Raw genomic sequence first — 11,932 nt, 5'->3', positions numbered from 1 at the left:
CGATGCCGGTGGTGACGCCGCAGCCGATGTAGCAGATCTTGTCGAAGGGGGCGTCGGGATTGACCTTGGCAAGGGCGATCTCCGGCAACACGGTGAAGTTCGAAAAGGTCGAGCAGCCCATATAGTGATGGATCTTGTCCTTGCCGATCGAGAAGCGGCTGGTGCCATCCGGCATCAGCCCCTGGCCCTGGGTCGCGCGGATCGAGGTGCAGAGATTGGTCTTGCGGGACAGGCAGGAATAGCATTCGCGGCATTCAGGCGTGTAGAGCGGAATGACGTGGTCGCCCTTCTTGACCGAGGTGACGCCCGGGCCGACATCGACGACGATGCCGGCGCCCTCATGGCCGAGGATGGCCGGAAACAGGCCTTCCGGATCGGCGCCCGACAAAGTGAAATCGTCGGTGTGGCAGATGCCCGTCGCCTTGACCTCGACCAGCACTTCGCCGGCCCGCGGCCCTTCCAGCTGCACAGTCATCACTTCGAGCGGTTTTCCGGCCTGAACGGCAACGGCGGCGCGAACGTCCATGGGTTTCCTTTCGATTGTTACGAAATTTGCCGCGGCGCGGCCTGAGTGCGAGTGTTACGTCGCAGATGAATGAGGGAGATTTTGATCGGCCGTTGTCACTCCGGATACGGTCGAGCTTGGCGGCGCGGCCTCACCACAAACGAGGACTGCAAACGAACGCATGTAAAGATCCTCCCGATGCGCGCTAACGGCTTTATCCCTGCCTTCCAGCAAGCGCTATCTCTCGTTAACATACCATTTCGTATTTGCATACCAAAAAGTATCTGAGAAGCCGGAAAAACCAACTCGGCTGCCTATCTCAGGCCGGACGGCATAAGGGTTGCGCCCATACGGAAAAATACCGTCGCTTTGTGGCGACGGTATCCTTTCGGGAAGGGACTCTACGGTCCGGATTGTTTGATCAGCCTTGGTGCTCGCGGCCTTCCACCTGAATCACGAGCTCGACCTCATCACCGATCATTCCGAGCGCTGCCTTCATGCCGAAATCGCTCCGCTTCACCTTGGTTGTCGCGCTGAAGCCGACCACGTGGCTTTTGTCCCACGGGTTCTGGCCTTCCTTATTGAACTTGACATCCAGGGCAGCGGACTTGGTGACCCCGGCAATGGTTAGGTCGCCAATAATTTGTCCCGTGGTGTCGGAGGTTTTCTTGAATTCCTTGCCGACGAAGGTGATTTCCGGAAATTCCGTCGCATTGAACCAATCGGCGCCCTGTATGTCGCCGTCGCGCTGCTTGTTGTTCGTCGAGATCGAACCGACCGCGACTTTGACATCAAGGCTGCTTCCCTCGGGCTTCGTGGCATCGAATTCGAAAGCGCCTGAGAATTCCTGCGCGACGCCAATCACTTTCGAGAAGCCGAGGTGATCGATGTAAAACGCGATCCCTGAATGGACCGGGTCGATGTCGAATTTGGTGGCCCAGGCGGGCGACACTGTTCCGGCGAGCGACGCCATCGAAAGCAACAAAGCTGCAAGTCTGTATTTCATTTTCATTCTCCTCCTCATGTTAAACTGGAAAACTCGATCCATAGTCCAGGAACGCGACAACGACCGCCAACGCGGCCGGAAGCGCAGCCAGGGCGATATGGACGAAAAGGCGCGGAAACTGCCGAGATACAGCAAGCAGCCGGCAGATACCCTCCGAGAACACTGGCAGCACAACGCAGAGGCCGAGGATCGCGATGGCGATGGGATCGGCTTTGCGCGTGATCAATACCACGGTGTAAGCGACGGAAATCAGTCCACCCAATGCGCCGGTCGCCGAGGCGCCGCCAAAGCGGAAAACGGGATTGATGATGTGTATCAGGAGAATTCCCAGGCAACCTGCTACGAGCATCAGACAGAGCTGAAACGAAGAGGACGATGCACCCAGAAGGGCAATCGGCGCGAAGCCGAGCGCGAGCACGGCAACGACGCCGCCCCGCTTTACGTCATCCTCCGCGCGAACCGACGCCCCGCCCAAGACGAGCCACACTATAGCCACGCCAGCCGTTGCAGCTGCCGCCACTTCCCACGTCGCCACTCCCAAGCGGGGCAGGCCAATATAGAATGCGGCCGCCACCGGCTGAAAAAGGGACACAACTCGAACCGCGCGTTGGGCGGCGATCTCGACCGCGAACCCGACTGCCGTCCCGATAACAATCACATAGAATACCTTGTTGACCGCCCCGACAGGCGGAAAAGCCGGCACTTTGTTGTAGACGAGCCAATAGGCTGCCAGCAATGCAGCAGGCATTAGGAGGTCAGTGGGGCGCATCAGGCGGCGCCAGCGCATCAGGCCCGACGCGATAATGCCGACGAGCACCATGGCGAGCAGGGACGCGGCCAGCGCCTCCTGCGGGGAGTTGCCAAATCCAAACATGCGAAGTCTTCCGAATTGCGAGATGTATATCCTGCAGCGCCAGCACGCTGACGCGTGGCACCCGGCGCCGACAAAACCGGTGCCTTAGCCTCCGGCTTGCGTGCTTCGACAGCTCACTGTCATCTTACCTTTGCTCATAATCCCCCCATAGCCCGCATGCTCCTCAACAGCGGTCGCCGCAGTCTGTAGCTTAAATACCGTATGGTTTTCACATACCAAATAGACTTTGAATGAAACCTAGTCTTTGAATTTTTAGATGTCAAGCTTGCTATAGGCGCAATGTGGGTGCTTCCCCCCGCAGCGCCGCAGCTTCGACGATCAACAGAATGTTGACAGGTCAAGTGCGTGCGGGACGACTAAGGCAGAGCCGCCCGTTTCTCATGTCGACGGCAGATGGCCTCTGTCAGGCTTTTGCAGGGACACCGGGCGTGGTTGCCCGCGACGAGCGGTACATGTCTCGCAAGACGACCCGGACCATGTCCCCAGGCGCTCCGTCCTTGAGGAAGCTCGAAATACCGCCATAGGTGAGCTCGAGAACGATACCGCCGATATAGAATGGGCTCGCAGGAGGCTGCATAACGAGATCCAACTTGTCGATGAGGATCTTACCTACGCCTTCCCATTGATCCCGGAAAAGCTTGATGTGACGATCTCCCAGCGTGTGATCATGCTGTGCCATGCGCAGCAGCTCGATCGCCAACATCCCCCACTTGCGGTCATCTCCGCGATTGTTCGCCCACGTTGCGAGAACGTCGATGAGGTCCATCGGATCATCACATTTCCCGAGAAGTTCCGTCAGTTGGACCACGTCGCCACCGGCATTGCCGGCGAGGAGTTGGAGGAAGATGTCTTCCTTGTTGGCAAAGTTCGAATAGAACGCTCCTTTCGAATAACCGGCCTCCTCGGCGATCCGCTCAATCGAAGCCCCAGCGTAACCGTAGCGTGCCATGACTTCATACGCCGACGCTAGAAGCTTCTCTTTCGTTCGAGCCTGACTTTGCTCACGTGTCAGCCGTGCCATTCGCAATTCCCGTTCTCGCGTATCCAGACACCGAGGCGTACCTCAAAATGCAGTGATCATACAAGAGCCGTTAGCAGACAAATGAGTGCCCAGAAGATCGGATACTCCGGCCCCATCTTCTGCCAGCGCCAGTTCATGCCGTTGATCTTCACGACCGCGTAGCCGGCCCCGAGCAATACCGAGGCACCTACGACGGCTGCAACCCTGGGGTAGATAGTAAAAGTCATGCCCACTGCGGCACATGCCTCAGCAACCATGGTAAGGCCCACGAAAAGTCTTCCGGGCTTGAAACCCGCCGCTTCGAATGTACTCCCGGCTTTCTCATAGTGCAGGCCCTTGCCGATGAGATGCGGAATGAACCAGACGCCGCAGAGAATGCGGAGCCAGTCAACCAAAACGAAATCCATTTCTCCTCCTTGACGCCGGCTCCGCCGGGTCGGCGAGGATAGTTGCCATTCCCCGCTTGCCTTTTCAGATACTAAACGGTATTCACAATCCATATAGGATGTCAATACGACGCAATCTTTGAGTTTGGGAGGAATACCAATGGAACTGATGCGTGCCGCCCGGCTTCATGCCGTGGGTCAGCCGATGAGCATTGATGAGGTCGAGCGTCCGAAGGCCACCGGAAGTGACGTGATCGTCCGCGTGAAAGCCTGCGGAATGGTTCCGAATCTCGCGAATGTTCTGGCCAACTGGGAGACTTGGTATCCGCAGATGCCATTGCCGCCACGGCCCGCGATTCATGGCCTCGATCCAAGTGGAGTGGTTCACGAGGTCGGTCCCCAAGTGGTCAGCATTAAGCCGGGCGACAGGGTGTACGTGAATCCCGGCCGCTTCTGTGGTGCATGTCATCATTGTTCTTCGGGCAAGCCGCAGGCCTGCGAATATTGGACGCTTGGCGGTTACTTCGGCTACAACCAAAAAAGCATGGATATGTTCGCCCGTTATCCTTATGGCGGGTTCGGCGAATTCATGCTCGCACCGCAGGCTCAGGTCATCAAAATCCCCGACAATATGACGTTCGTCCAGGGTTCCCGTATGGGCTATCTCGGCACCTCCTATGCCGCGCTCAAAAAATGCGGTCCGCTCATGGGCAAGACTCTGATCATCAACGGCGCCACTGGGACGCTAGGCTTGGGTGCAACGCTGTTCGCATTGGCGATGGGCGTTGCCAAAATCTACGCCGTGGCCAGGGGCGAGACATTGCTCAAGCGGCTGAAAGCGATCGCGCCGGACCGGATCGTCACGTTCTCGAACGTGAAGGGATCCTCGGGAGCTTTCGTCAAGGAGCAGACTAACGGGAGCGGCGCGGACTTGATGCTTGATACGCTCGGCGCCAAGGCGCCGCTCGACTCCATGCTGGACGCCATGGGTGGCGTCAAACGGGGAGGGCGCGTCGTCAATATCGGCGGCACGTCTGGGGCTTTGCCCGTCGACGTCAAATGGTGGATGGACGAGCAGATGGAATTGATCGGCTCGGTTTGGTTCACGGCCGCAGAAGGGGTGGAGATTGCGGCGATGGTCGCAGCAGGGATCATCGACATGTCGGTCATGTCACCGATGGTTTGGCCGCTGGAGAGGATCAATGAAGCCATTTCTGGTGTCGGAAAGGACGAAGGCGGCTTCACCTACTACGCTGTCGAACTGTAGCGGAGTTCCAATCGAGCGGCCTAATCGCTGATCGGCCACCTGCCGATCTGAAAGCCGGGCGCAGTTGTCTGGCCAAATAGGAGGAAAGAAGCAATGGCAACCATACACCCTTATGTCGATGGGGGATTGAAAAAGGGCGGCGGCCCGTTCGCTGGAGGCACTCTCGTATGTGAGTGCACGACGAACCCTGTAAAGGTGAAGATCAACGGCGATATCGCCCATAATCATGCCTGCGGCTGCACCAAGTGCTGGAAACCGGTAGGCGCAAACTTCTCGATTGTTGCAGTGGTACCCACGGAAGCCGTGGAAGTCGTTGAGAACGGCGATAAGCTCACGGTCGTCGACGCAACAGCCCTCATCCAGCGACACGCCTGCAAGGAGTGCGGTATCCATATGTATGGGCCGGTGGACCGGGATCATCCGTTCAAGGGCTTATCCTTCGTCCATCCTGAGCGTTTCGAAGAAGAAGGATGGGCGGAACCCGGATTTGCCGCTTTCGTATCCTCAATCATCGAGGCTGGCTATGACCCCTCGAAGATGGATGCAATCCGTGAGCGTCTCACCGAGCTGGATCTTGCGCCTTATGACTGCCTCTCACCTGGTCTGATGGACTACATCGCCACGTGGACGGCAAAGAAGAGCGGTGTCCTGGCGGCTTAGATCGCAAAGAGCCGGACAGCGGTCCGGCTCCCAACCGGAGCCAGTTCAGAAAAGTTCCATAATTCAGCTTATGCCGCAAATTGTTCTAGCGGGGGTGGGTTCAAGGATGAAGCGTCCTGTTTCTGCAAAAGTTGGAATGTCACTCTCCCCGAGTCTGAACGAGATCTGGGAGACGAGCGGATGGGATTGATAGCGACTTGAATACGTGATGACGGCGTCGTGTCTGGCGATCAGGCATCAAAGAATTCGGGGCCGTCACCTCGAACGAGACAGGACGCATTACTCGATATCCTTCAACGCATCGAGTGGGCCGATCAGCGCCGTGCGCGGCGGCACGAGTGTCGGCTGCACCAGATGCGTGATTGCCGGGCCGCGATCCGCATCGAGGATCGCAAACCCCCTGGTGATCATCGCCTCGCTATCCTGCCGGATCATGAAGACGGGGAAAGGCAGGAAGGAGCCGAAGGGATCGTAGTCGTAGCAGCCGACGATGATATCGGCGAAGGTCTCGTGCGGATGCAGCGCGAGGAAGCGCATCAGCCCTTCGAGATTGATCGAGGAATTGACGAAAAATGCGCGTGGCAGCTTTCCGTGGCCTTCGTAGAAGGCTTCGAAGGCGCGGGCAGTCATGGCGGGGGAATAGCCGGTCGGCTGGATGCAGATGTCCGGATCCGCGCCCAGCAGGGCGCGCTTTACGTCGCGGAAACCGCGAATTCGCTCATGGCTGGCATGGTCGTTGCGGCCGCCGAACAGGTACAGATCGTCGGGCGAAAGCGGGCCATCCTCCTGTGCGCGCTCGATGATCGCCTGTGTCAGCATGCGCGCACCTTCATAATTGTCGCTGATGATCGACGGCGCCAGCGTGCCCGGCAGATCGATGTTGACGTGCTTCAGCCCCGCCTTTTCGCAGACCTTGTGCACGCCATCCGGATCGGTCGCGCCGGCGATGAACAGCTCGTCGATAGAATAGGAGATCAGCGTCTCGACGACCTGCCGCTCCTCCTCCGGGTCGCGACAGGCGCTGACGACGAGCGGGCACTGGCCGCGGCTTCGGACCTGCGCCTCGAAAGACTGCGCCATAGAGGAGAAATAGCGGTTGTCGTGCACCGGCAGGAGAAGACCGACGAGGCCGGAGCGGGACGACCGCAGGCCACGCGCCTGCAGATTTGCCTTATAGCCGTGCTCGTTCGCCAGCTTCTGAATGAGCTGGGCTGTCGCCTCTTTGATACGCCGCTTCCGCCAGCTTCCGTTCAGCACGGCGCTCACGGTGGAAGGCGACGCGCCCGATAGGATCGAGAGATCGTAGATTGTCGCCTTTTTCTTGCTGATGTCCGTCATTCCCAGCCTTTCCTCTATCGTTCCCTTAGAAACAAACCCCTCTTGACGAAAGCCCCACCTTGATCGATAGTTATTGCACCATCGATTGTGCAAAAAAGAAAGATCGATTGTGCAGGATGGTTCGCCGGAGGAGGCGAGACGGGAGGCAAGGGTATTCCCTCGCCATGAAACAACCAGGAGCAACCTGCCGTGAAGCCGGCCGGTGGTCGTCGTTCGCATGAGCGACCTTTGAGGAGGAGTGAGGATGAGGAGCCTTATCGTAGCGGCATTTGCCGCATCGCTGTCGCTTGCCGGGGCGGTGGTCGCGTTTGCACAGGACGCGCCGAAGGTCGGCATTGTCGTCAAGATCGGCGGCATTCCCTGGTTCAACGCGATGGAAGCCGGCATCAAGGAACAGGGCCAGAAGTTAGGGGTCGATGCCTTCATGATCGGCCCGACCAGTGCCGACCCGGCGCTGCAGGTGCGCGCCATCGAGGATCTGATCGCCCAGGGCGTCAAGGTCATCGGCGTGGTCCCGAACGATGCCAAGGTGCTCGAGCCCGTGCTCACCAAGGCGCAAGCCGCCGGCATCAAGGTCATTACGCATGAATCGCCCTCGCAGAAGGGCGCCGACTGGAATTTCGAGCTCGCATCGTCGACCGGATTTGGTGAGGCCCATGGCAAGCTGCTCGCCGAAAAGATGGGCGGCAAGGGCGAATATGCCGTCTTCGTCGGTTCGCTGACCGTCCCGCTGCACAATGCCTGGGCGGACGCCGCAATCGCCTATATCAAGGCGAACTATCCGGACATGAAACTCGTCGGCGATCGCTATGGCGTCGCGGAAGACGTCGACAAGAGCCGCTCGACGGCGCTCGACCTTATTGCCGCCCATCCGGATCTGAAAGGCTTCCTTGCCTTCGGCAGCCAGGGTCCAATCGGCGCCGGGCGCGCTGTCGAAGAACGCCGCAAGACGGGCAAAATCTTCGTGCTCGGTCCGTTCTCGCCCGGCCAGGGCCAGAAGCTGATCAAGTCCGACGCGATATCGGGCGGCTTCATGTGGAATCCGAAGCAGGCCGGCGAAGTCTTCGTCACGCTCGCCGATCGCCTGATCAAGGGCGAGAGCGTCAAGGAAGGTGATGACATTCCGGGTCTCGGCGTGATCAAGCCGGTTGGCAACGACATCATCGTCGATCAGCTGCTGCCGATCAACAAGGATACGGTCGACGACCTGGCCGCAATGGGCCTCTGAAGAGGCCCCCTCCCCGGGTGTCGGGCCGGTCGACATGGACCGGCCCGACGTTCGGGAAAAGAGCGGTATCCGGCCATGGCTGGACCATTGACCTTTCATGGCATTCGACTGGACAGGCAACCGGCATGAGCATGGCAACGGATGATGGTGTGAAGGCCCCGCCGCTTCTTTCGCTTCGCGGCATCAACATTACATTCGGCGGTGTGAAGGCGCTGAAAAACGTCTCCTTCGAAGTCTTGCCCGGCGAAGTGCATTGCCTCGCCGGCGAGAACGGTTCCGGCAAGAGCACCCTTATCAAGGTGATATCAGGCGTCTATCGGCCTGCAGACGGCGCCGAGATCGTCTTTGACGGCGAGACGATATCCCACATGACGCCAGGCATGGCCCAGTCCCGCGGCATTCAGATCATCTGGCAGGACCTCGCGCTCTTTCCGGAAATGAGCGTGGCGGAAAACATCGCCTTCCAGACCCTTTCCGGTTCGCGCCCGCGCTTCGTCAATTATGCCGCGATCCGCGGAATAGCCGAGGAGGCGCTCGCCCGGCTTGGCGTCACCCTCGACGTCGACAGGCCTCTCAAGGATTTCGCCATCGCGCAGCGTCAGATCGTCGCCATTGCCCGCGCGCTGGTCGGAGAGGCCCGGATCGTCTTCATGGACGAGCCGACCGCCTCGCTCACCCAGTCTGAGACCGACCATCTGCTGGCGATCGTGCGCACGCTGTCGGCTTCGGGTGTTGCCGTGGTCTTCGTCAGCCATCGCCTTGCGGAAGTGCTGGATATCTCCTCGCGCATCACGGTGCTGCGCGATGGCGCGCTGGTCGGGGTCTACCCGGTGGAGGGCATGACCCAGTCTAAGATCACCGAGCTGATGACCGGGCGCACCTTCGACCAGAATGTTCTCGCCCGCGACGTATCGCAGAACCCGGTGGTGCTCTCGGTCAGCAAGCTTTCCCGGCCTGGCGAGTTCGACGACATCTCCTTTGATCTGCGCCGTGGCGAGACGCTCGGGATAACCGGCCTGCTTGGCTCGGGGCGCACCGAACTTGCGCTTACGCTGTTCGGCATGCGCCGGCCCGCTGCCGGAACGATCGTGTTGGAGGGAAAGCCGGTGCGCTTTGCCTCCAACCGCGAGGCGATCACATCAGGTGTCGCCTATCTCTCCGAAGACCGCCTTTCGCTCGGTCTCAACCAGCCGCAATCCATCGCCGACAATCTGGTCATGGCCTCGCTCAACCGCATCCTGGGCCGGCGGCTCATTTCGCCGGAAAAGAAGCGCTCGCTCGTCGCGCGCTGGATCGCTGATCTCGGCGTCAGGATCGGCAAGCAGGACGATGCGATCTCGACGCTTTCGGGCGGCAACCAGCAGCGCGTCGCGATCGCCAAATGGCTCGCCACCGATCCCAAGGTGCTGATCCTCGATGCGCCCACGGTCGGCGTCGATGTCGGCGCACGCGCCGGTATCTTCGAAATCGTTGCGCGTCTCGCCGAGGCGGGGCTGGCTATCATCCTGATTTCGGACGAGGTGCCGGAGGTCTATTTCAACGCCGATCGGATCATCCATATGGAAAAGGGCCGCATCGCCGGCTGGCATGATCCGCGCGCGACCACACTGAAGGACCTGGAGGCGGCGGTCTATGCGTAAGCTGTTCCTGTCCCATACGACTGAATTCGTGCTCATCGCCGTCATCATCGCGATGAGCATTGTCCTGGCTTTCATGACCGACCGTTTCTTGACGCTCGGCAATGTCTTCGACCTGCTCAATATCAGCGCGGTCAACATTATCTTTGCCGTTGGCCTGCTCGTGGTGCTGATATCAGGCGGGATCGACATCTCCTTCGCCGTCGCCGCCTCGATCGTGCAATACGTCACTGCACTTGCGCTCGAGAGGATCGGCGGGGGTGGATGGATATCCGGCTTCCTGATTGCGGCCGGCATCGGCATCGTGCTCGGCGTGATCAACGCCTTCCTGATCCACCGCTTTCGCATCATCTCGATCGTCGCGACGATCGCAACCTTCAACGTCTATTTCGGCTTGCTGATGTTCTTCACCAAGGGTGTGTCGATCTACAATCTGCCCGACTGGCTGACGAGCCGCGTCATCATCTACGAGCGCGAAATGGCCGATGGGAGCTGGGCTGAGATCACGTTGCCTGTTGTGGTCATGGTCGTCTGCACGCTCGCCACCTGGTTCTTCATTACCCGCACGACGACCGGCCGGCAGCTCTATGCCTTCGGTGACAATCCGGAAGGCGCGCGCCGCTTCGGCATCAATATCGGCGCCATGCAGTTCATCGCCTTCGGCTGGCTTGGATTGATGGCAGGCATCGCCGGGCTGATGCAGGCGCATTATGCGCAGGAGGTCGTTCCGAACGCACTCTATGGCCGCGAGCTCGATGTCCTGGCCGCAGTGGTGCTCGGCGGTGCGCGGCTGGGCGGCGGCAAGGGCTCCGTGCTCGGTTGCGTGTTGGGCGTGCTGCTCGTCTCGATCACCCAGAACGGCCTCAACCTGATGGGCGTCTCGCCCTTCGCCTTCAAGATGATCGTCGGCGCGATCATCCTCGTTGCGATCACTTTGTCGAGCGCTCGCATCGGCAATCTGGTGCCGGTGTTTGCGACCCGCAAATCGACCGGTGACAGACCTGCAGAAAGGGGAGAGAGTTGATGAACGCGCTCGCCGCCCGCTTCAACGCCATCTTCGGCGCCGACATGGCCGGTCCCCTCGCCGCGCTGGCGGCGGTGCTTGTCGTCTTCGGTTTCGCTTCGCCCCATTTCCTGACGGGCGCGACCTTCGGATCGGTCGCCTTTCAGCTTCCGGAGCTGGGCGTCTTGACGCTTGCGATGCTGATGCCGATCCTGACCGGCGGCCTCAACCTTGCGATCACCTTCACCGCCAACATCGCCGGCCTGACGCTCGCCTGGACGCTGCAGGCCAATGGCGGCATCGACGCCGGTCCGGGCGCCTTTCTGCTCGGCTCGGTTCTGGCGCTTGCCGTCGGCGCGGCAAGCGGCCTGGTCATGGGACTCGTCATCGCCTTTACCCGCGCCCACCCCATCCTCGTTTCGCTGTCGATGATGATCTTCCTGCGCGGCCTCGGTGAGTTCCTGACGCGCGGCGGCGATATCTCGGGCTTCCCCACCTTCATCGCTCCCATCGGCCACGGCAGCATTCTCGGCATCCCGGTACCTTTGTTGATCCTGATCGCCTGCGTGATCGCCAGCCACGTCCTGCTCTCGCGCTCCAAGCTCGGCTTTTCAACCTACATGATCGGCTCCAATATCGAGTCTGCCCGCTATTCCGGCATCAACACCCGCAAGATCCTGGTGCTGGTCTATATGCTCTCCGGGGTGATGGCTGCAGTTGCCGGCATCATCATGCTTGCGCGCTTCAATTCGGTGCGCGTCGGCCACGGCGAATCCTATCTGCTGATCACCGTGCTCGCCTGCTTCCTCGGCGGCATCAATCCCTTTGGCGGCTTCGGCCGAGTCCTGCCCGTCTTCGTGGCGCTCATCGTGCTGCAGCTTCTTTCTTCGGGGCTCAACCTGCTCGGCGCCAACCAGCATCTCACCACTGCCGTCTGGGGCATCCTGCTCATCGTCGTGATGGTGCTGCGGTGGTTCTCGGCCAAGTTCATCAGAATCATGAAATAG

General features: G+C 59.9%; 12 protein-coding genes. 6 read left to right on the top strand and 6 right to left on the bottom strand.

What is annotated here, in order from left to right:
* The 5 genes from EEQ99_RS18395 to EEQ99_RS18375 form a co-directional block, all read right to left on the bottom strand.
* Positions 1–526: alcohol dehydrogenase catalytic domain-containing protein (locus tag EEQ99_RS18395; RefSeq protein WP_164735944.1), on the bottom strand; the 526-nt coding region annotated here is incomplete at its 3' end.
* A gap of 400 nt (positions 527–926) precedes the next feature.
* A complete protein-coding gene (locus tag EEQ99_RS18390) occupies positions 927–1,517 on the bottom strand; it encodes a YceI family protein (protein WP_244604822.1) in 591 nt (196 codons plus the stop codon).
* Between the two features lie 13 nt (positions 1,518–1,530).
* Positions 1,531–2,385, bottom strand: a complete 855-nt coding sequence (locus tag EEQ99_RS18385; RefSeq protein ID WP_097543268.1) for a hypothetical protein — start codon at positions 2,383–2,385, stop codon at positions 1,531–1,533.
* A gap of 403 nt (positions 2,386–2,788) precedes the next feature.
* Positions 2,789–3,406, bottom strand: a complete 618-nt coding sequence (locus EEQ99_RS18380) for a TetR/AcrR family transcriptional regulator (RefSeq protein ID WP_052213400.1) — start codon at positions 3,404–3,406, stop codon at positions 2,789–2,791.
* A 56-nt stretch (positions 3,407–3,462) separates the two neighbouring features.
* Positions 3,463–3,813, bottom strand: coding sequence for a DoxX family protein (locus EEQ99_RS18375; protein WP_097543269.1), 351 nt, complete (start codon positions 3,811–3,813; stop codon positions 3,463–3,465).
* A gap of 139 nt (positions 3,814–3,952) precedes the next feature.
* On the opposite strand from EEQ99_RS18375, the gene EEQ99_RS18370 reads away from it, so the two are divergent.
* On the top strand, positions 3,953–5,059 hold the full coding sequence (locus EEQ99_RS18370; RefSeq protein WP_063473983.1) for an alcohol dehydrogenase catalytic domain-containing protein: 1,107 nt from the start codon (positions 3,953–3,955) through the stop codon (positions 5,057–5,059).
* A 93-nt stretch (positions 5,060–5,152) separates the two neighbouring features.
* Positions 5,153–5,719, top strand: coding sequence for an S-(hydroxymethyl)glutathione synthase (gene gfa / locus EEQ99_RS18365; RefSeq protein WP_063473984.1), 567 nt, complete (start codon positions 5,153–5,155; stop codon positions 5,717–5,719).
* Positions 5,720–5,998: 279 nt separating this feature from the next.
* On the opposite strand, the gene EEQ99_RS18360 is transcribed toward gfa, so the two are convergent.
* Positions 5,999–7,057, bottom strand: a complete 1,059-nt coding sequence (locus EEQ99_RS18360) for a LacI family DNA-binding transcriptional regulator (protein WP_047616954.1) — start codon at positions 7,055–7,057, stop codon at positions 5,999–6,001.
* A gap of 244 nt (positions 7,058–7,301) precedes the next feature.
* Between EEQ99_RS18360 and EEQ99_RS18355 the strand changes: the two genes are divergently transcribed.
* The 4 genes from EEQ99_RS18355 (at position 7,302) to EEQ99_RS18340 (ending at position 11,932) form a co-directional block, all read left to right on the top strand.
* A complete protein-coding gene (locus EEQ99_RS18355) occupies positions 7,302–8,285 on the top strand; it encodes an autoinducer 2 ABC transporter substrate-binding protein (RefSeq protein WP_047616953.1) in 984 nt (327 codons plus the stop codon).
* A gap of 125 nt (positions 8,286–8,410) precedes the next feature.
* The gene (locus tag EEQ99_RS18350) at positions 8,411–9,925 is read left to right on the top strand and encodes a sugar ABC transporter ATP-binding protein (protein WP_097595421.1); all 1,515 of its coding nucleotides are present in this window, start codon (positions 8,411–8,413) and stop codon (positions 9,923–9,925) included.
* A complete protein-coding gene (locus EEQ99_RS18345; RefSeq protein ID WP_047613842.1) occupies positions 9,918–10,946 on the top strand; it encodes an ABC transporter permease in 1,029 nt (342 codons plus the stop codon). The genes EEQ99_RS18350 and EEQ99_RS18345 overlap by 8 nt, the downstream gene beginning before the upstream one ends.
* Positions 10,946–11,932 carry an ABC transporter permease gene (locus EEQ99_RS18340; protein ID WP_063473989.1) on the top strand — a complete coding sequence of 329 codons (987 nt, stop codon included), beginning with the start codon at positions 10,946–10,948 and terminating at the stop codon, positions 11,930–11,932. Before EEQ99_RS18345 ends, EEQ99_RS18340 begins: the two co-directional genes overlap by 1 nt.

It is taken from the genome of Rhizobium anhuiense (genome assembly GCF_003985145.1).
Classification (GTDB): domain Bacteria; phylum Pseudomonadota; class Alphaproteobacteria; order Rhizobiales; family Rhizobiaceae; genus Rhizobium; species Rhizobium anhuiense.
This window is presented reverse-complemented; position numbering and strand designations above follow the sequence as displayed.